Raw genomic sequence first — 17,764 nt, 5'->3', positions numbered from 1 at the left:
TGGGGGCCGGGCCTTCCTTGGTGGCGCCGTCCTGGTCAGATGAGGCCGGTCTGGGCGGCGGCGGTCAGGAAGGCGTCGGCGGCGAAGTCGATGTCGGCGGCGGTGTGGCGGGCGGTGACGGCGATCCGCAGCCGGGCCAGGTCGTTGGGCACGGCGGGGGTGACGACGGGCAGGCCGATGACGCCGGCCTTGCGGCAGGCGGTGGCGTAGTCGTAGGCGGCGTCGTCGGAGCCGGCGATGACGGGCAGGACGGCGGTGGCGGAGTCCATGGTGGAGATGCCGGCGTCGTTGAGGCGCCGGCGCAGGCGCTGGGCCTGGACCTGGATGTGGGTGACGCGTTCGGGTTCGCGGCGCAGGATCCGCAGGGACTCCAGGGCGGCGCCGGTCTGGGCGGGGCCGAGGGCGGCGGAGAACAGGAACGGGCGGGCGGCGTAGCGCAGGTGGCCGATCAGTTCGTGGCTGCCGGCGACCCAGCCGCCCATGGAGGGGATGGCCTTGGAGAGGGTGCCGAGTTTGATGTCGACGCGGTGGCGGTAGCCGAAGTGCTCCTCGATGCCGCCGCCGGTTTCTCCGATGACGCCCAGGGCGTGGGCCTCGTCGACCATCAGGAGGGCGTCGTGGGCGTCGCAGACCGCGCGCAGTTCGGGCAGCGGGGCGATGTCGCCGTCCATGGAGTAGACGCTGTCGACGATGACCAGGCGCACGCCGGTCGGGGAGGCGGCCTTGAGGCGGCGTTCGAGGTGGTCGACGTCGTTGTGGCGGAAGCGGGTGACGGTGGCGCCGGAGAGGCGGCAGCCGTCGACGATGCTGGCGTGGTCGTACTTGTCGATCAGGACGGTGTCGCCCTGGCCGACCAGGGCGCCGACGGTGCCGACGTTGGCGGCGTAGCCGGAGCCGAAGACCTGGGCGCGTTCGCGGCGGGCGAAGCGGGCGACCTCGGCTTCCAGTTCCTCGTGCAGCGGGATGGTGCCGGCCAGGGCGCGCACGCCGTGGTTGCCGGTGCCGTAGACGTCGACGGCGGCCTTGGCGGCGGCCACCACGCGTTCGTCGCCGGCCAGGCCCAGGTAGCTGTAGCCGGACATCATGAGCAGGCGCTCGCCGTCCAGGTCGCAGTAGGCGCTGTCGCGTTCCATGGTGTAGGCGACGAAGCTGTTGCGGCGTGAGGGGTCGGACTCCAGCGCGGCCACGCGGTCCAGGGTGGCGGCGAGCTTCGGCTCCAGGCGGTCCCATGCTCCGGTGGCGTTCACGTGCGGGTCTCCTTCTCGGCGGGGCGCGGCGGGCGCGCGGCGGTTTTGCCGTGCGGTTTGCCGTCGGTTTGCCGCCGGTTGTCCGTCGGCTGGTCGGCGGTTCGTCGTCGGCTTGTTCCGGATTGTTTTCGGTATTTCCCGGCGCGGGGGCGGGTGGTGGTGCTGGGGTTTCCTCCCGGGATAGTCCCGGGGCTTTTACGGGTGGTGCCCGGCGCAGGGGGTGGGGTGGTGTTTCTCGAAGCCTTCACGCGGGGTGCTCAAGGATGACTACATTTCTACGGCAGGATGCGCAAGGCGTCCGCAATAGCCGTGTTCCCGGCCTGCGGTAACGCTCTGACGTGCAGAAACCCTGCGTCCACGACGCATGGACCGGCTGGTGGGTATGTTTTGTCGACCAGTGTTGACACCGTGTGATGCGTCGAATGTATGGTCGAAATCCGCCGAAACCGAACGGCTGGTCGGCGGAATTTCCGGTCCAGGTTTCCCACGCCGTCGGCCCGGCGTCACGGGCCGTCGGCTCCGCTTTGGCTCAAGGGGGTTGGAGCACGTTGAACGGCTTCCGGGAAGACAGTCCGTACGGCAGATCGGGGGAATTCTCATGCTGATCCGCCTGACAGGACTTGTGACGATCGAGCACGACCACGGCGCCCCGCAGCACCTGTCCAGCGCCCAGGCCCAGGTGGCGTTCGCCCGCCTGGTCCTGGAGCGCTCCGCCGGCACCAGCCGCGACCAGCTGGCCGACACCATCTGGCCCGACGGCCTGCCCGACACCTGGGCCTCCGCGCTGCGCAGCGTGGTCTCGCGGGTGCGGGCCTTCGTCGCCGCCCCCGGCCAGGGCCCGGGCGCCACCCCGCTGATCGCCCAGGGCGGGCGCTACGTCCTGCGGCTGCCCGCGGACGCGGCGGTGGACCTGGAGGCCGCCGCCAGCGCGGTCGGGGAGGCCGGGGAGGCGTACGCGGCCCGCTCCTACGCGGTGGCGCAGCAGCTGGCCGCGGGTGCGATCGCCAATCTGCGCGGCGCGTTCCTGCCCGACCACGAGGGCGAGTGGGCGGGCGGGGTGCGCGAGCACGTGGAGGAGCTGCGGATGTCCGCGCTGGAGACGGCGAGCCTGTCGGCCTCGGCGCTGGGCGAGGAGCACCACGCGCTGCGCTGGGCCGACGAGGCGGTGCGCCGCGCCCCGTTCCGCGAGAGCGCCTACCGCTGCCGGATGGAGGCGCTGGCCGCGGCCGGCAACCGGGCCGAGGCGCTGCGCTGTTACCAGCAGCTGCGCCAGGTGCTGGCGGAGGAGCTGGGCATCGACCCGGCCGCCGAGACCCAGGAGCTCTACCTGGCGCTGCTGCGCTCCCCCGCTCCCGTCGCGCCCGCTGCGGCGGCGGTGCGGCCGGTGGACCCGGTGCTGATGGGGATCTTCGAGCCGCTGGCCCTGGCCCGGCTGGCGCGCCCGGCCGGGCCGCCGGTGCGCGCGGCCTGACGGCCTGTCGGTGGGCGCGCGGCCTGGCGGGATCGGCGGTGCGCGCGGCCTGACGGCCTGTCGGTGCGCGCGCGGCTTGACGGCCTGTCGTCGTGGCGGGCGGCCCCCGGCTTCGGGGGGCCGCCCGCCCGCGTGCGCGCACGGGGGCGGGCGGGGGCGCGGGGGTCGCGGGCGCGCCGGGGCGGGCGCGCGCGTGTTGCGGAGGTGTTGCGGTGGGCGTGGCGCACGGCGCGCTCGTAGTAGCGTCGAGGCGCGAAGTCGCGCACGCCGCGCGGCTTTTACCGAACCGGGACGGGGGTCGAGCGTTGGGAAGGGGTGGTGGGTGTGGGACGGGCACGCGTGGCGGCGCGGGTGATCGTGCACCCTGGTGTGGAGGACCTCAGCGTCCAGCAGGTGTTGGAGGCACTCGCGGACCCTGCCCGCAGATCGGTGGTGCGCCGGCTGGCCCACGCGGGCGCCGCGCTGAGCTGCGGCTCCTTTGACCTTCCGGTCTCCCGCTCCACCTCGACGCACCACTTCAACGTGCTGCGCCAGGCCGGACTGCTGCACCAGTACTACGTCGGCACCACCAAGATGAACTCGCTGCGCGCCGAGGAGTTGGAGGGCCGTTTCCCGGGCCTGCTGTCGGCGGTGGTCGCCGCCGCCGACGCCGAGGCCCGCGCGGCGCCCTGACGGCCGGCCCGCTCGCGGCCGGCGGCCGCGGGGCGGGCCGGTTCCGGAAGGCTCGGCCCCGGCGGGGTCAGTTCTGGACGGTGAGGACGATCTTGCCGACCTGGGTACCGGCCTCCAGGTAGCGGTGGGCCTCGGCGATCCGGTCGAGGCCCTCGAAGACCCGGTCGACGGCGGGGGTGAAGGAGCCGTCCGCGAGCCCGGCGGTGACGAAGGCCTGTGCGCGGCGCAGCCGTTCGTCGTCGCGGGTCACCTCGTGCATGGAGTAGAAGCGGCTGGTGACGGGGGCGAAGGTGTCCTGGCCGGGCAGGGGGGTGTCGCGGGGGTCGAGGCGGCCGTAGACGATCAGGCGTCCGCCGGGGGCGATGGTGCGGGCGAGGGTGAGGACGCCGGGGCCGGCGACGGGGTCGAAGACGGTGCGCACGCCGGTGCCGGCGGTGATGGCGTCCACGCGGGCCACCAGGTCCTCCTCGCCGGTGATGACGACGTCGGCGGCGCCGGCGTCCAGGAGTTGCTGCTTCTTGGCGCGGGTGCGGGTGGTGGCGATGGGGACGGCGCCCAGGCGGCGGGCGGTGCGGATGGCGGCCAGGCCGGTGCCGGAGGCGGCGGCGGTGAGCAGGACGTGGTCGCCGGGGCGCAGGTGGCCGTCCTCGGCGAGGGCGCCGTAGGCGGTCAGGTAGGGCATCCACACGGCCGTGCCCTGGACGTCGGTGAGGCCGGCCGGGTGGTGGACGACGGCGCGGGCGGGCACGAGGGCGTGGGTGCGGTAGACGCCGTAGTCGTTCTGGGAGAAGGCCGGGACGGTGTCGACCCGGTCGCCGGCGGCGAAGCCGGTGACGCCCTCGCCGAGGGCTTCCACGGTGCCGGCGGCCTCGTAGCCGGGGGTGGCGGGCAGCCTGGGCTCGTCGAGGTAGGTGCCGGCGCGGAAGAGGGCCTCGGCGCGGTTGAGGCCGATCGCGGTGACGCGGATGAGCAGTTCGCCGGGGCCGGGCACGGGTACGGCGGCGGCTCGCACGGTCAGGACCTCCGGCCCTCCGGTGCGGTCGAAGACGACGGTCCTGGACATGGCGTAACTCCCCTGCTGCGGCGGGCCGGTGGCGGTGCGGCGTGCGGTGCGGCGTGCGGTGCGGCGTGCGGTGCGGCCACTTACGTAACCCGGTGCGCGGGAAACTGTCAAACTTCGACCGGTCTCGGAATAGGGGGCGGTCGGCGGGCGTTGCCGGTGAGTTGACCCCGCGTCAGACCCGCGTCAGACCCGCGTCAGACCCGCGTCAGACCCGCGTCAGACCCGGGGCCGCGCGGGCTGCGGCTGCTCGCGGACGGCGGCGTGCCGGCGGCGCGGCTGCACGCCCTGGACGCGGCGGGCGAGTTCTGCGACCACCCGTCGCTGGTGATGTCGCTGCTGCCGGGCGGCGTGCGGGTGGCGCAGGACCGCGACGTGGAGCGCCGCGCGGACCTGCTGGCCGGTCAGCTGGCCGCCGTGCACGCGCTCGCGGTGGCGCCGGGCGAGCACCCCCGCGCCTTCGAGGCGTGGACGGCCCCGGAGCGGGTGCGGGTGCCCGGGGCCACGGCGCGTCCCGGGGTGTGGCGGCGGGCGGTGGACGTGATCCGCCGCGAGGTGCCCGCGTACCGGCCGTGCTTCCTGCACCGCGACTTCCACCCCGGCAACGTGCTGTTCACCGGGCAGGGCCCCGAGCTGGCCGTCAGCGGGGTCGTGGACTGGGTGGAGACCTCCTGGGGCCCGGCCGACCTGGACGTGGCCCACTGCTCCACCGCCCTGGCCCTGCTGCACGGCGTGGACACCGGCCTGGACTTCGCCGCCCGCTACCTGGCGGCCGGCGGCACGCTGGAGGCGGACCGGGGCGCGCACCTGTACTGGCGGCTGCTGGACGCGCTGGCGTTCGCGCCGGACGCGGAGAAGGTCGCCGTGCCGTGGCGGGAGCTGGGGCGCGGCGACCTGACGCCGGCCCTGCTGGGCCGGCGCCTGGAGGACTACCTGGAGGCGCTGCTCGACCGGTACGCCTGAGCGCCGCCCGCCGCCGGCTCCCCGGCTCCCGGCTCCCGGCTTCCCGGTGGGCGGTTCAGGAGGCCGGACCGCCGTCGAGGAAGGCGGCGATCAGGGCGTGGGGGGTGTCGTCGCCGTTGAGGAGCTCGTGCATGTGCGCGCCCTCGGAGGCGGCCTCGGCGCCGCGCGGGAACATGGCCCGCTCGTACGCGGCGAGGGCGGCCTCGGTGTCGCCGGGGTGCGCGGCCAAGGCCTGGCCGAGTTCGGCGCCGTCGAGCATGGCGAGGTTGGCGCCCTCGCCGTTGGGGGCCGCGAGGTGGGCGGCGTCGCCCAGCAGGGTCACCCCCGGCACCCGGTCCCACCGGTGGCCGATCGGCAGGGTGTAGTGGGGGCGCAGGAGCGGCGCGGTGTCGCCGTCGGTGATCAGCGCGGTGAGCTCCGGTGCCCAGCCGTCGAACTGTGCCGCGATGCGGGCGCGTGCCTCACCGGGGTCGGTGAAGTCGATGTCGGCGAACCATTCCTGCGTCCTGGTGAGCATCACGTAGGTGTGCAGGGTGTCGCCGCTCTCCCGGTGGGCGAAGATCTCCGCGCCCGGCGAGGGCGCCATCATCGACCCGCCGCCGACCGCCTTCGCGGCGGCGAGGTGGCGGGTGTCGGCGTCGAACAGGTAGGTCTCGACGCACGACGTGCCGGTGTACTGGGGGGTGGCGGCGGACAGCAGCGGCCGCACCCGCGACCACGCGCCGTCCGCGCCGACCAGCAGGCCGGTGGCGGCGGTGGTGCCGTCGGCGAACGCCACCTCGTGGCGGCCGGCGCCCAGGGCGCGGACGCCGGCGGCCTTGCGGCCCCACCGGACGGTGCCGGCCGGGAGCGAGTCGAGCAGCATCTGCCGCAGTTCGGCGCGCTGCACCTCGGGGCGCCCGCCCGTGCCGTCGTCGGCCTTGTCGAGCAGGACGCTCCCGTCCCGGTCGAGGATCCGCATCGCCTGGCGGCCCTCCAGGACGAGGGCTTCGAACTCCTCCGTCAGGCCGGCCGCCCGGACGGCGAGCTGCCCGTTGTAGTCGTGGATGTCGAGCATCCCGCCCTGCGCACGCGCCGCCGGCGAGGCCTCCGCCTCGTAGACGGTGGCCGCGATGCCGTGCAGGTGCAGGACCCGGGCCAGGGTCAGCCCGCCGAGTCCGGCGCCGATGATCGTGATGTCGGTGGTCATGGTGGTTCCCTGTCTGTCGCGCGCCTGCCGGATGGGCACCCGGCCTGTCCCCGGAAAGCTCCCAGGGCCCACCGGCACGCCGCTGACAGGCCACCGGCACCCGGCTCACACCCCCGACATCCGGCCGTCACCGCGCCCGCGTCGGATCGTCATGAGAATCATCGAGAATCACCCCTTCCGGAGCGCCGGTTGAGGCCGATCATGGGAGGACCTTCCTGTCTGCCGTCGAGAGGAACAGCTATGGCAAGGCGGCTGCGTGTCATCGGTAGCACCTCGGGTGTCGGCGACTGCCCGACGCTGTACGAGGACGTGGACACCGGCGAGGTGGCCGTGCAGGGGTACGCCGTGACGGACCCCGAGGACGTGGCGCAACTCATGCACGTGAAGGACGATGAGGGCTTCGTAGTCGTGCCCCGCGAACTGCTGGTGCGGTTCGCTCCGAAGGAGTCGACGCCGGTGCCGGAGTTCGTACCGCAGCAGCGGATCACCGAGTTCATCAACGACGGGTTCGAGCACACCGCGTGGCGGTTGGAGACAAGGGCGGGATACCTCTCCGACAAGCAGACGCCCTCCTACGCCGAGTTCCTTCGGACGGGGGACAGCGCCGGGGAGGTCGGGCACCCCTGGTTCGAGAACGTGCGCCGCATGGTCGGCAAGGGCAAGAGGTTCGAGCGGGTGCGTCTGGTGGACGATCCGCCGACCGAGGGGCAGCGGTACCTGCTGGCGTGCGCCCGGACCAACGTGGCGGCCGGTGAGGACATCCGGTGCATGTGGCGCTCGGAGGCCGAGGCGGCCGGGCTGGCCGGGCTGACGGACTTCTGGCTCTTCGACTCCCGCACGGTCGCGCGCTTCCACTTCGAGGGGGAGCGCACCGTGGGAATGGAGTTGGTCACCGACCCGCTGGAAGTCCTCCGTGCCTGCCAGGTGCGTGATGCCGCCTGGCACCACGCGAGGCCCTACGCGCGGTTCCGGGCTCAGGTACCTTCCGGCATGTGAGCACCGACTATCAGCAGGCACGGTCTGCTCTTGGTGCCCGGATGCGTGAACTGCGCACCGAGTGCGGGTTGTCCGGACGCGCCTTGGCCGTGCGGCTGGGCTGGCCCCAGTCCAAGGTCAGCAAGCTGGAGAACGGCAGGCAGTCGCCCACCAGGGCCGATGTGGTCGCCTGGGCCGAGGCCGTCGGCCGGCCCGACGCCGCCGCCGAACCGGTGGGCCGGCTGCGGACGGTGGAGACCCAGTACCGGTCGTGGCGGCGCCAACTCGCCGACGGTGTCCGGCCGGTGCAGGAGGCGCACGCCGCGCAGGGGAAGAAGACCGGCGACCGTCGGTCATTCGACCCGACCCTGGTTCCCGGCCTGCTCCAGACCGCCGAGTACGCGCGAGCGGTCCTCACCCGGTACACCAGGGTCCATCCGTCGATCCGCGACGTCGAGGCCGCGGCGGTGACCCGCATGGAACGCCAGAGGGTTCTCAACGACCGGTCGCGGTCGTTCCACTTCCTGGTGTGGGAAGGCGCCCTCGTCTCCCGGCTCTGCCCGCCGGCCGTACTGGCGGACCAGCTGGAGTGCCTGGCCCCCTGGCTGGCACGTGGGAACGTCCGGCTCGGGATCGTGCCGTTCGATGCCGATCTCAGAGTGCCCGCGGGAGTCGGATTCTCCATCCACGACGGCGCGTTGGTCATCACCGAGTCCTGGCACGCGGAGATGTGGTTGGACGATCCGGCAGACGTCGCGCTTCACGTCCGGGCGTGGGAGGCCCTGGCGGAGAGCGCCGTCTACGGCCCGTCAGCCCATCGGGTGATTTCCCGGGCCCGCCGGTCGCTGCTGTGAGAATCACCGGGAATCACCTCCGCCCGGTTCCTGCCGCCGCCCCTGCCTTCGTGGTGACGGAACCCCATCGGTCAAGGGAGTGGCACATGTCGGGTCTTGAGCCGACCGGACAGTCGGAACGGGTGAGCGCCGAGGAGTCGGCGGCGAACGATCTGCGGGAAGCGCTGCGCGCTGCCGGGATCTCCGCCCTCGTCCGTGGTGGCTCGGACGTGTTCGCGGGATCCAGCTTCTCCTGGGTGGCCCTGGGACACCTCAAGGAGGCCGAGGCCGCCGTGCTCGCCACCCTGATCCGCAAAGCCCTGGACACGTGAGCGCGGCACCGCAAGGGGCCCCCGGCCGCCGGGAGGCGGGGCGGCCCCGCCGGACCCCGACAAGCGGTCCGGCCGACCGAGCTGTCCCCGGAGGAACGCGAGCGGCGTCGGGCGTGCCCGACTTCGCCGAGCTGCTCGGGCGGTGCCGGCGCTCCGCCGTCCATCTGGAGCTGCGGGACTCCTACGACCAGTTGATCACGGACACGGTGGCCCGGGGTGTGGCCGTGCGCCGGGCCCAGGTCGTCTCCGAGCCCGTGTCCGCGTACATCCGGTGGGAGCACTACGTCACCCACGCCAACGTCACGGCGGGTGAGGAGGTCCGCTGGCTGCCCCGGCGACGGGCCACGGGCATCCCCCTGCCGGGCAACGACTTCTGGCTGTTCGACGGCGCGCTGCTTCGGGTGCACCACTTCTCCGGTGACGGCGCGGTGGTCGAGGACGAGATCACGGCGGACCCGCAAACCGTGGCGCTGTGTGCCACCGCGTTCGAAGCGGTCTGGGAGCGAGCGGTCCCGCACCACCTGTACGACGTCTGACGAAGGCCGGCTCCGTGCCCGCGCACCCCTCTGCGAGCGTTCAACAGGCCCGCGAAGCCCTGGCCGGCCGGGTGCGCGAGATCCGCGAGGACACGGGGAGCGGGGTCCACGCGGACACGCTGGATGCCGCTTCCACCCTCACCCGGCCCGGCCAGGTCGGTCTGTACGCCCGGGCCTTCGACCGCCTCTCGCGGGGGGCGGTGCGGGGCGCGGCCGTGCGCTCGCTCGTGGCGGGCGCCTTGGCCTGCCTGGACTGATACGGCAGCCGTCAGGCGGTGGCGGCCCGGGCCGAATCGGGCGCGGCGGCGTCGTCGGTGGTCGGCTCGTCCTGCGCCGGGGTCTGCGGCGTGGGGGTGGCCTGGGTGGCGGGGCCCAGGCGGCGGCGCAGCAGGACGGCGGCCAGGGCGGCGAGGGCGAAGCCCGCTCCGGCCCAGGGCAGGTGGCGGGCGCCGGCGGTGGAGACGACGAGGCCGCCCACCGCGCTGCCGGCGGTGATGCCCAGGTTGGAGAAGGAGATGAACAGGCTGTTGCCGAACTCGGGTGCGTCCTGGGCGTCGCGGGCCAGCCAGCTCTGGCTGACGACGAGTCCGCCGGAGTGCACCGCGCCCCAGAGCAGGACGCCGGCGGTCATCGGCGCGGGCCAGGGGCCGATCGCGTAGAGCAGGGCGTAGAGGAGGACGTAGAGGGCGGGGAAGGCGGTGACGGTGCGCGGGAGGTCGCGTTCCAGGAGGCGGCCGAAGAGGAGGTTGCCGAGGACCATGACGATCCCGAAGGCCATCAGCGCGGCGCCCACCAGGGAGACGCTCAGGCCGGTGACGCGTTCCAGGTATTCGGCGAAGTAGCCGTAGACGGAGAACATCGCGGCGAACACGCACACGACGGCGAGGACCGACAGCCACAGCCGGCCCCGGCGCAGGATGGCCAGCTGGCCCCGGTAGGAGGGGCGCCGGCCTGCGGGCGCTGCGGGCGCTGCGGGCGTCGCGGGGGTGGCGGGGGTGGCGGGCAGGAGGAGCAGGACGCCCAGGCAGGCCAGCAGGTTGACGCCGGCGCCGAACCAGAACGCGGCGGCCAGGCCCGCGTGTTCGGCGAGGTAGGAGGTGAGCGGCACGCCGAAGGCGAAGCCGACGGTGACGCCGGCGAAGACGGTGGTGGCCGCCCGGGTGGCGCGGTGTTCGGGGACCAGGTCGGCGGCGGTGGTGAGGGCGACGGCGAAGAAGACGGGGTGGAAGAGCGCGGGCAGGATCCGGAAGGCGAACATCACGGCGAAGTCGTCGGTGAGCGCGTACACGGCGTTGGAGAGCGCGAAGACGGCCAGTGCGCTCGCCAGGACGGCCTTGCGGCGCAGGCCGGAGGCCAGCAGGGTGCCGAACGGTCCGGTGGCGGCGACCACGAGGGCGAAGACGCCCACCAGCCAGCCGGCGGCGGAGGGTGTGACGCCGAGTTCCTCGGAGATGCGGGGCAGGACGCCGACGACGCCCATCTCGGTGGTGATGATCCCGAACACTCCCAGGGAGAGTGTCAGGACGGCGGGGCCGGTCTTTCGCATGTGCTGCCTCCGTCCGCCCGGCGCGCGGGGTGTGCGGGCGCACGGCACCCGCCCGCACATGGGGCTACAAATCTAGATAGTTAGATGGAATGGGGCGAAAAGGAAGGGCGCAGCCCGGGCCGCCCCGGCGGGGGCGGTGGGGTGCGCCCCGGAGGGGGCGGAGCGTCAGAGTTCGTCGCGGGCGTAGGCGGCGAACGCGGCGATCGTCGCCTCGTCGCGGCGGTAGAAGGTCCATTTGCCGACGCGTTCGGACACCAGCAGTCCGGCGTCGCGCAGGATCTGCAGGTAGCCGGAGACCACGGACTGGGCGAGCCCGGACTTCTCCCGGATGTCCGTCACGCACACGCCGATGTGGAAGCCCACGCCGCGCTCGCGGTAGTAGTCCTCGTCGAAGTAGCGCTCGGGCGTCTTGAGCCAGCGCAGGAAGTCCGCCCGCGCCGGGTTGGCGAGCGCCTTGTGGACGGCCAGCGGATCCACCGCGCGCTCCCTTCGCCCGACCCTCGACCAGATGACGTATCCAATATTCTAGATGTGAAGAAGCGTGTCAACCCGGGCCGCCGTCCGCCGGGTTCCCGTGCCCCGGCGGCCTGCGGGCCTACGGGCCGGCGTGGGCCAGGGGCGGGGCGATCGCCTGGGCGTCCACGCCCTCGCCCACCCACAGGCCGATCAGGAACGCGGCGGTCGCCTCCAGCAGCCCGGCCCGCTCCAGCCCCCCGCCGCCCACCGGCTCGCAGCCCACGTCCCGCACCAGGCGCCGCACCGTCTCCAGCGCGCCCGGCTCGTCCCCGCACAGCGGGACGGCCAGCGGACGCCCGTCGAACACCGGCGGGCTCAGGCGCCACACGCTCTCGTGGCACAGGTTGAACGCCTTGACCACGTGCGCCCCGGGCGCGCCCGCCGCGATGCGCTCGGCCGCCGAGGGCCCGGCGCCGGTGGCCAGGACGAAACCCGGGGCCACCGGGTTGGTGCAGTCCACCAGCGTGCGCCCGCCCAGGACGCCGGCCAGAGCGGCGGCCACACCGGCCGCCGCCGCGTGGGGCACGGCGAGCAGGACGGCGTCCGCCCCGTGCCCGGCCGCCTCCCGCACGCCCCCCGTCCGGGCACCGATCCGCCCGGCCAGGGCCGCGGCCCGGGCGCCGTCGCGCCCGCCCACCAGCACGTCGTGGCCCGCGCGCACCCACTGCCCGCCCAGCGCACCGGCCATGGCGCCGGTGCCGATGATCCCGATCCTCACGATCCCCGCTCCCCTTCTCCCGAACACGCCGACGACATCGACATCGACGATGTCGACGGCATCGACGACGTCGACTGCGCTGACGACACTAGGCACCGGCTCGGGCACCATTCGGTACGTGACCACCGATCAGGACCTCCTCGCCGACTGCCCCGCCCGCCTCGCCTTCGACCTGCTCGCCAACACCTGGAACCCGGTCGTCCTGTGGGCGCTGCGCCACCACCCCCAGCGCCCCGGGCAGTTGCGCGCGCGGATCGGGGGCATCAGCCCCAAGGTGCTGACCGAGACCCTGCGCCGCCTGCAGGCCAGCGGCCTGGTGGAACGCACCGCCCACCCCGGGTCGCCGCCCCGCGTCGAGTACGCGCTCACCGGCCTGGGGGCGAGCCTGCTCGCCCCGGTGGGCGCCCTCGGCGCGTGGGCGTTCGAGCACGGCGACGACGTCATGGCGGCCCAGGACCGCGCCGAAGGCGCGGGGCCCGCCGGGGCCGAGAGCGCGGGGCCCGCCGGGGCCTAGGATCTCCGGTGCACCGGAGGAATCTGACGGCGGCCGACGGCGGATCCTGGGGCGGCCTGGGCCTGGAGCTCCCCCCTGCCACCGAGCCGGGGCTGCGGCCGCGGATGGCCAACGGGAACCTGATCGTCCTGTCACAGGGTCCGCGGGTGGTGCTCACCGCCAGGATCGACGACGACCGCTGCGGCGTCGAGTACTCCCGCACGGACCACTACCGCTCCCCCCTCGCCCCGCTGCGGGCCGCCCGGGCGCGCGCGGTCGCCGGGCCGGGAGGGCCGTCCTGGTACGCCCGCTGGGCGCACCGCTTCGCCGGCGCCCTGCACGCCCGCGCCAACGGCCCGCTCCACGAGGGTCGGTGGGTGCTCTCCCCGCGGCTCGCCCGCCAGGGGACGGCACCGGCCGCAGGCGGGCCGGGCGGCCAGTGGCGCTCCCTGCTGCTCGACGCCCATCCCGACGGCTACGTCGACTGGTTCGACGGCTCCCGGCGGGTCATGCCGCTGCGCCGGATGCCACCGCCCGACGACCCCCGGGTGAAGGCCTGCCGCAAGCAGGCCCGGGAGGGGATCCTGGCGCCCGTCCTGCTCTGGTGGTTCAGCGGGCTCAACTGCCATGCGGTCCTGGACGGCCACGCCCGCCTCGGCGCCGCCATCGCCGAGAACCGCGAGCCGGCGGTCCTGGTCCTGTCCCGCGCACCGTCCGAGGAACGGACCAGGGCCCGGACGGACAAGGCCCTGTCGACCTACCGCCTCACCATGTCCCTGCTGGACGGTCCGCATCCGGTGGCGGACCGCCAGGGCCTGGCCTCGGCGGCGGGCCGCCTGCTCGCCACCCAGTTGCACGGCCCCGAGGCCGACCACGCGCCCACCCGCGCATGGCCGATGCCGTGAGGCCCACCCGCCCGGCTCCGCCCGGCACCGGCCGTTCCCGCCAGGGGCCTTGGCGGGTTCGCGGCCCAGGCGCGGCACTAGAGTGGGGCGGTGACCTCGCTGCCGGAAGACCTCTCGCCCCTGGCCGGCGACGACGACCGCGACACGGCCGTGCAACGCCTGCAGGAGGCGTACAGCCAAGGGCGCATCTCCCACGAGGAGATGGACGAACGCCTCCACCAGGCGCTCACCGCCAGGACGCAGGACGCACTCGGGCGGTCCCTGGCCTCGCTCCCCGAGCCGGGCGCGGGCACCGAGACGACGATCGGCGCCGCCACGGGACGCATCCGGCGCAGCGGCGCCTGGAAGGTGCCCCGGACCCTCAAGGTCTTCTCCGCGCTCGGCAGGGTGCGCCTGGACCTGTCCCGGGCGGTCATCGAGCACCCGGTCGTCGACATCGAACTGCAACTCGGCACCGGCGGCGCCAGGATCACGGTGCCCCACGACGCGGTCGTCGACATCGAGGGCATGCACTCCGGCTGGAAGGAGGCCCGCTACAAGCCCCCGCGGCGCCCCACCCCCGGCGGCCCCACGATCCGGATCTCCGGGACCACCGGATTCGGACGGCTGAAGATCCGCCACGCGCGACACTGAGACCCCCCGGGGCCGATCGGCTGCCGTAACTCTCTTCGCTTGACGTGTGGTTGACGATACGTCATGCCAGGTGACAGCGGTGATTCCCCGCGCCGTTCGGTGCGGGGCCTCGCCGGTTCACCCCTGGACGAGCGGCACGCCGGGTGGCAGCGGCGGCCTCACCGGGAGCCGGAACCCGTGCCGCCGACGTGCCCTGCGCGGCGCCCGTGTTCTCCCGCTCCGATCAGGCCACGGCGTGTTCCGCGTCGAGGACCGCGTCGATCTCGGCCAGTTCCTCGGAGGTCGGCACCCATTGCCCGGCGGCGGCGTTGGCGCGCACCTGCTCGGCACTGCTCGCCCCGGCGATGACCGAGCCGCAGCCGGGCCGTGCGGCGAGCGCGCCCACGCCGATCTCCAGGACGCTCCGGCCGCGCGCCTCGCCCCAGGCGGCGAGGCATTCGACCGCGTCGAGGCCGGCCTCGGTCACCCGCTCGGGCCGCGACGCCAGGCGCGAGCCCGCGGGCACGCCCGTGGCACGGCGCACCTTCCCGGTCAGCAGGCCGTTGGCGAGCGGGTAGAACGGCAGCACACCGAGGCCGTAGTGCAGCGCCGCGGGCACCACCTCCCGCTCCGCGCCGCGTTCGAGCAGCGACCATTCGTTCTGGGCCGAGACGAACGGGACGGCCCCGATCTCCCGGGCGACGTGCGCGGCCTCGGCGATCTGCCAGCCGGCGAAGTTGGAGTGCCCGATGTAGCGCACCTTGCCTTCGCGTACCAGCTCGCTGAGCGCGGCGAGCGTCTCGGCGATCGGCGTGCGCGGGTCGGGGGTGTGCAGCTGGTAGAGGTCGATGTGGTCGGTCTGCAGGCGTCGCAGCGACTCCTCGACCGCGCGCCGGATGTAGGCCCGGCCGCCCTTCGCCCCGGCTGCGGGCCCGTACCCCAGGTCCGCCCGCTGATAGCCGAACTTGGTGGCCAGCACGACCTCGTCGCGCCGCCCTTTCAACGCCTGGCCGAGCAGCGTCTCGGAGCCGCCTCCGGCCCCGTACATGTCGGCGGTGTCGAAGAGCGTCACCCCGGCGTCGAGTGCCGCGTCGACCACCGCGCGTGTCTGCGCCGCGTCGAGACGTCCGCCGAAGTTGTTGCAGCCGAGTCCGACCACGGAGACGAGGAGTCCGCTGTTGCCGAGCGTTCGATATTCCATGGGGTCACCCTAGTTCTGGCACGACGACAAGACCGGCCGCCCGTCACCCGGTCACCGATCGACCGCTGACCGGCTTCGGAACCACTCGTCCAGCGCGAGGGCGCCCGGCGGGCGCGGTCGGCGGGCGTGGTCGGCGACGGCCCGCCGCAGGGCCTCGGTGCTGCCGGGGGCGGCCGCCCGGCGCCGCATCTCGGCGTGGGCGGCGCGGCGCCCGGGGCTCAACGCCCGCACGGGCAGGGAGAACCGGCCGCGCAGGCACCACCACCTCGCGACCCGGGCGCAAAGGCGCCTCACACCGGCTCCGGGAACTCGTCGGCGCCTGCGGTGCCGTCGGGGCCCTCGGGGCTTTCGGGGCTTTCGGGGCTTTCGGGGCTTTCGGGGCTTTCGGCGGGGCGCAGGTGGATGGGGTGGGCGTGGATGCCGACGAAGGCGATCGTGCGCAGCGCGCCGACGTCGGTGAGCCGGCGGGCGACGCGGGCGGTGGATTCGGGGGCGAACAGGTCGGTGAGGTAGGCGGCGTGGTCGTCGTCGAGGGGCAGGCGGGCCAGGGCGGTGCGCACGGCGGCCAGGGCGTCGGCGAGCCGGGCGAAGGTGGCGGTCCGGGTGACGCCGCCGATCTCGACGGTGACCGGGTGCGGGTAGTCGCGGGGAGGGATGGCGGTCACGACGCGTCCCCGCTCGGGGGTCCGAGGACCGCCCACACCGCTTTGCCGACCCCGCCCGCGTGGGAGCGGCAGCCCCATCGGAGGGCGAGTTCGGACACCAGCCACAGCCCCCGCCCGCATTCTTCGTCCCCGCCCACGCGGCGCAGCACGGGCTGGCGGGGGTCGGCGTCGTGGACCTCGATCCGCAGGTCGTCGGCCGAGAGGGCGAAGCGCACGAACAGCAGCCGGTCGGACGGGGTGCGGGCGTGCTGGACGGCGTTGGTGACGAGTTCGCCGAGCACCAGCCCGGAGTGGTCGGCGAACAGTTCGCCCCCCTGGTGGTCGGAGAGGAAGCCGCGCAGCAGCCCGCGTGCGGTGGGCACGGACTTCTGGTGGCGCGACAGCCAGCAGGAGTACTCCCCCACTGTTTCCGGCTGTTCCTTCAATACTTCGGGCATGGCCTCACTCGCCTCGGAGTTGTCCCGGATGCGGGAGTTTCGCCACGTCGGCCCGGGCCGCCGGGCCGCTGGTTGATCGTTCGTCATGATGAGCTCTCTGTGGCCTTGATCGCTGCGCACCATTCTCACTGTGCGTGCATTAAGCGTCGCTCTGAGCGGCTAACCTGGGAAGGGTGACCCTGTGTCACGCTGCGATTGGGCACATGGAGGCTGAGCATGGGGTTCCAACCAAACGAGCTGGATCCTGGGCGGTCGGCGCGAGACCAGTTCGGCTGGGAGATGCGTGCCCATCGTGAGCGAGCGGGTATGTCGCTCGACCAACTCGCCAAGATCGTCAATATCTCGAAGGGGCATCTCGGGCGGGTCGAACGCGCCGAATCAATGCCACCGCCGGACCTGCCCGGCATGCTGGACGCGGCGTTCGGCACCGACGGCCGGTTCGACCGCATCTACCAGTTGGCCAAGAACGAGAAGTTCCCTGGCAAGTACCGGCAGGCGATCCATCTGGAGGGTCAGGCCGCCGTCATCGAGGAGTTCGCCTCTGCGACCATCCCCGGCCTGTTGCAAATTCCTTCTTTCGCCCGACACTCGCTACGTGCAGGCCAACAGCACGCTACCGAGCAAGAGATCGACGCATTGCTCGCCGCACGACTCGAACGTCAGAAGCGGCTGGATTCCACGACGCCGCCGCGATGTTGGTTCATCCTGGACGAGGCGACGCTCCGGCGACCAGTCGGCGGACTCCATGTGATGTGCGAGCAACTCACCGCCCTAGCAGACGAAAAGCGCTCCTTCATCACGATCCAGGTCCTGCCCTTCGCCGCCGGCGAACACCCTGAGATGGGCGGTTCCCTCATGCTGTACACCCTCCCGGCGGGCGGTGTGATCGCTTGGGCGGAAGGTGCAAAGAACGGTGAGGTCATCGACGAAATGCCCAAGGTCGCCGAGCGGCGTGAGTCCTACGATCTACTGAGGGCCCAGGCCCTGTCGCCCCGGGACTCCCGGGCGATGATCAGACGCATTCTGAAGGAGTACGGCCGTGCGAGCAGAGACGCAGGAAGAATGGCGAAAGAGTAGCCACAGCAACAATGACGGCGGTGTCTGCGTCGAGGTCGACGACGCACACCCGGGCCGCGTCCGGGACTCCAAGGACCCCGACGGCCCCCGGCTGGCCTTCTCCGCTGATGCCTGGCAGTCCTTCGTGACGGCCGTACGCGGCGGCGAGTTCGGCCAGATCTGACGGTTTGGCAGGCCCGGGCCCTGCCGCTGCGGCAGGGACCCGGGCCTTTCACGGACTCCCCTAGGCAGTGTCGTCAAAGTGATCTTGGCTAGTGGATCATGGTGTGGTGATACGTCGCCATGAACTCTCCGATGCCGAGTGGGGCTTGGTGGA

General features: G+C 73.4%; 21 protein-coding genes and 2 pseudogenes. 13 read left to right on the top strand and 10 right to left on the bottom strand.

The window, feature by feature from the left end; all coding sequences use genetic code 11:
* Positions 1–35: 35 nt before the first annotated feature.
* Positions 36–1,247: an aminotransferase class I/II-fold pyridoxal phosphate-dependent enzyme gene (locus tag AB0O82_RS33910; protein WP_363588123.1), complete on the bottom strand. Its 1,212-nt coding sequence runs from the start codon at positions 1,245–1,247 to the stop codon at positions 36–38.
* Between the two features lie 598 nt (positions 1,248–1,845).
* Here AB0O82_RS33910 and AB0O82_RS33905 point away from each other — a divergent pair.
* Both AB0O82_RS33905 and AB0O82_RS33900 read left to right on the top strand, forming a co-directional pair.
* Complete coding sequence (locus AB0O82_RS33905) at positions 1,846–2,718, top strand: bacterial transcriptional activator domain-containing protein (RefSeq protein WP_363588121.1); 873 nt, start codon at positions 1,846–1,848, stop codon at positions 2,716–2,718.
* Between the two features lie 324 nt (positions 2,719–3,042).
* Positions 3,043–3,390, top strand: a complete 348-nt coding sequence (locus AB0O82_RS33900) for a helix-turn-helix transcriptional regulator (RefSeq protein WP_363588119.1) — start codon at positions 3,043–3,045, stop codon at positions 3,388–3,390.
* Positions 3,391–3,457: 67 nt separating this feature from the next.
* Here AB0O82_RS33900 and AB0O82_RS33895 read toward each other — a convergent pair whose 3' ends face one another.
* The gene (locus tag AB0O82_RS33895; RefSeq protein ID WP_363588117.1) at positions 3,458–4,453 is read right to left on the bottom strand and encodes a zinc-dependent alcohol dehydrogenase family protein; all 996 of its coding nucleotides are present in this window, start codon (positions 4,451–4,453) and stop codon (positions 3,458–3,460) included.
* Between the two features lie 237 nt (positions 4,454–4,690).
* Here AB0O82_RS33895 and AB0O82_RS33890 point away from each other — a divergent pair.
* Positions 4,691–5,413: pseudogene (locus tag AB0O82_RS33890) on the top strand (aminoglycoside phosphotransferase family protein); the annotation flags it as partial.
* Positions 5,414–5,468: 55 nt separating this feature from the next.
* Here AB0O82_RS33890 and AB0O82_RS33885 read toward each other — a convergent pair.
* Positions 5,469–6,602: an NAD(P)/FAD-dependent oxidoreductase gene (locus AB0O82_RS33885; RefSeq protein ID WP_363588115.1), complete on the bottom strand. Its 1,134-nt coding sequence runs from the start codon at positions 6,600–6,602 to the stop codon at positions 5,469–5,471.
* A 240-nt stretch (positions 6,603–6,842) separates the two neighbouring features.
* On the opposite strand from AB0O82_RS33885, the gene AB0O82_RS33880 reads away from it, so the two are divergent.
* The 5 genes and pseudogenes from AB0O82_RS33880 to AB0O82_RS33860 form a co-directional block, all read left to right on the top strand.
* Entirely contained in the window at positions 6,843–7,598 is a 756-nt protein-coding gene (locus AB0O82_RS33880; protein WP_363588113.1) for a DUF6879 family protein, read from the top strand.
* Positions 7,595–8,431, top strand: a complete 837-nt coding sequence (locus AB0O82_RS33875) for a helix-turn-helix transcriptional regulator (protein ID WP_363588111.1) — start codon at positions 7,595–7,597, stop codon at positions 8,429–8,431. Before AB0O82_RS33880 ends, AB0O82_RS33875 begins: the two co-directional genes overlap by 4 nt.
* An 86-nt stretch (positions 8,432–8,517) precedes the next feature.
* A complete protein-coding gene (locus AB0O82_RS33870; protein ID WP_363588109.1) occupies positions 8,518–8,742 on the top strand; it encodes a hypothetical protein in 225 nt (74 codons plus the stop codon).
* A 113-nt stretch (positions 8,743–8,855) separates the two neighbouring features.
* The gene (locus AB0O82_RS33865; RefSeq protein ID WP_363588107.1) at positions 8,856–9,278 is read left to right on the top strand and encodes a DUF6879 family protein; all 423 of its coding nucleotides are present in this window, start codon (positions 8,856–8,858) and stop codon (positions 9,276–9,278) included.
* Positions 9,279–9,376: 98 nt separating this feature from the next.
* A pseudogene (locus AB0O82_RS33860) lies at positions 9,377–9,535 on the top strand (DNA-binding protein); the annotation flags it as partial.
* Between the two features lie 11 nt (positions 9,536–9,546).
* Here AB0O82_RS33860 and AB0O82_RS33855 read toward each other — a convergent pair.
* The 3 genes from AB0O82_RS33855 to AB0O82_RS33845 all read right to left on the bottom strand — a co-directional run bounded on the left by AB0O82_RS33855 (position 9,547) and on the right by AB0O82_RS33845 (position 12,058).
* The gene (locus AB0O82_RS33855) at positions 9,547–10,824 is read right to left on the bottom strand and encodes an MFS transporter (RefSeq protein WP_363588105.1); all 1,278 of its coding nucleotides are present in this window, start codon (positions 10,822–10,824) and stop codon (positions 9,547–9,549) included.
* A 165-nt stretch (positions 10,825–10,989) separates the two neighbouring features.
* The gene (locus tag AB0O82_RS33850; protein ID WP_363588103.1) at positions 10,990–11,301 is read right to left on the bottom strand and encodes a helix-turn-helix transcriptional regulator; all 312 of its coding nucleotides are present in this window, start codon (positions 11,299–11,301) and stop codon (positions 10,990–10,992) included.
* Between the two features lie 118 nt (positions 11,302–11,419).
* Positions 11,420–12,058, bottom strand: a complete 639-nt coding sequence (locus AB0O82_RS33845) for an NAD(P)-binding domain-containing protein (protein ID WP_363588168.1) — start codon at positions 12,056–12,058, stop codon at positions 11,420–11,422.
* A gap of 118 nt (positions 12,059–12,176) precedes the next feature.
* On the opposite strand from AB0O82_RS33845, the gene AB0O82_RS33840 reads away from it, so the two are divergent.
* The 3 genes from AB0O82_RS33840 (at position 12,177) to AB0O82_RS33830 (ending at position 14,089) form a co-directional block, all read left to right on the top strand.
* Entirely contained in the window at positions 12,177–12,572 is a 396-nt protein-coding gene (locus AB0O82_RS33840; protein WP_363588101.1) for a helix-turn-helix domain-containing protein, read from the top strand.
* A gap of 8 nt (positions 12,573–12,580) precedes the next feature.
* Positions 12,581–13,456 carry a hypothetical protein gene (locus tag AB0O82_RS33835; RefSeq protein WP_363588099.1) on the top strand — a complete coding sequence of 292 codons (876 nt, stop codon included), beginning with the start codon at positions 12,581–12,583 and terminating at the stop codon, positions 13,454–13,456.
* 90 nt (positions 13,457–13,546) lie between these two features.
* On the top strand, positions 13,547–14,089 hold the full coding sequence (locus AB0O82_RS33830) for a DUF1707 domain-containing protein (RefSeq protein WP_363588098.1): 543 nt from the start codon (positions 13,547–13,549) through the stop codon (positions 14,087–14,089).
* Positions 14,090–14,312: 223 nt separating this feature from the next.
* Here AB0O82_RS33830 and AB0O82_RS33825 read toward each other — a convergent pair whose 3' ends face one another.
* From AB0O82_RS33825 to AB0O82_RS33810, 4 genes are read right to left on the bottom strand one after another with little or no spacing between them, the layout of a single operon-like run.
* Entirely contained in the window at positions 14,313–15,269 is a 957-nt protein-coding gene (locus AB0O82_RS33825; RefSeq protein ID WP_363588097.1) for an aldo/keto reductase, read from the bottom strand.
* Between the two features lie 51 nt (positions 15,270–15,320).
* On the bottom strand, positions 15,321–15,563 hold the full coding sequence (locus tag AB0O82_RS33820) for a hypothetical protein (RefSeq protein ID WP_363588096.1): 243 nt from the start codon (positions 15,561–15,563) through the stop codon (positions 15,321–15,323).
* Positions 15,560–15,934: a hypothetical protein gene (locus AB0O82_RS33815; RefSeq protein WP_363588094.1), complete on the bottom strand. Its 375-nt coding sequence runs from the start codon at positions 15,932–15,934 to the stop codon at positions 15,560–15,562. The genes AB0O82_RS33820 and AB0O82_RS33815 overlap by 4 nt, the downstream gene beginning before the upstream one ends.
* Positions 15,931–16,371 (bottom strand): ATP-binding protein, encoded by a 441-nt coding sequence (locus tag AB0O82_RS33810; RefSeq protein ID WP_363588092.1) that lies wholly within the window; start codon positions 16,369–16,371, stop codon positions 15,931–15,933. Before AB0O82_RS33810 ends, AB0O82_RS33815 begins: the two co-directional genes overlap by 4 nt.
* Positions 16,372–16,587: 216 nt before the next feature.
* Between AB0O82_RS33810 and AB0O82_RS33805 the strand changes: the two genes are divergently transcribed.
* Both AB0O82_RS33805 and AB0O82_RS33800 read left to right on the top strand, forming a co-directional pair.
* Complete coding sequence (locus AB0O82_RS33805) at positions 16,588–17,448, top strand: helix-turn-helix transcriptional regulator (protein WP_363588090.1); 861 nt, start codon at positions 16,588–16,590, stop codon at positions 17,446–17,448.
* Positions 17,411–17,611 (top strand): DUF397 domain-containing protein, encoded by a 201-nt coding sequence (locus AB0O82_RS33800; protein ID WP_363588088.1) that lies wholly within the window; start codon positions 17,411–17,413, stop codon positions 17,609–17,611. The genes AB0O82_RS33805 and AB0O82_RS33800 overlap by 38 nt, the downstream gene beginning before the upstream one ends.
* Positions 17,612–17,764: the final 153 nt, after the last annotated feature.

It is taken from the genome of Kitasatospora sp. NPDC088264 (assembly GCF_040685715.1).
Lineage (GTDB): Bacteria > Actinomycetota > Actinomycetes > Streptomycetales > Streptomycetaceae > Kitasatospora.
Note: the sequence above shows the minus strand (reverse complement) of the source record. Positions and strands in the feature narration are given on the sequence as shown.

Excerpts from the sequence above, each read along its gene's own strand:
- AB0O82_RS33905 (WP_363588121.1), top strand. The coding sequence starts at position 1,846 with ATGCTGATCCGCCTGACAGGACTTGTGACGATCGAGCACGACCACGGC.
- AB0O82_RS33895 (WP_363588117.1), bottom strand. The coding sequence starts at position 4,453 with ATGTCCAGGACCGTCGTCTTCGACCGCACCGGAGGGCCGGAGGTCCTG.
- AB0O82_RS33885 (WP_363588115.1), bottom strand. The coding sequence starts at position 6,602 with ATGACCACCGACATCACGATCATCGGCGCCGGACTCGGCGGGCTGACC.
- AB0O82_RS33880 (WP_363588113.1), top strand. The coding sequence starts at position 6,843 with ATGGCAAGGCGGCTGCGTGTCATCGGTAGCACCTCGGGTGTCGGCGAC.
- AB0O82_RS33870 (WP_363588109.1), top strand. The coding sequence starts at position 8,518 with ATGTCGGGTCTTGAGCCGACCGGACAGTCGGAACGGGTGAGCGCCGAG.
- AB0O82_RS33855 (WP_363588105.1), bottom strand. The coding sequence starts at position 10,824 with ATGCGAAAGACCGGCCCCGCCGTCCTGACACTCTCCCTGGGAGTGTTC.
- AB0O82_RS33825 (WP_363588097.1), bottom strand. The coding sequence starts at position 15,269 with ATGGAATATCGAACGCTCGGCAACAGCGGACTCCTCGTCTCCGTGGTC.
- AB0O82_RS33810 (WP_363588092.1), bottom strand. The coding sequence starts at position 16,371 with ATGCCCGAAGTATTGAAGGAACAGCCGGAAACAGTGGGGGAGTACTCC.
- AB0O82_RS33805 (WP_363588090.1), top strand. The coding sequence starts at position 16,588 with ATGGGGTTCCAACCAAACGAGCTGGATCCTGGGCGGTCGGCGCGAGAC.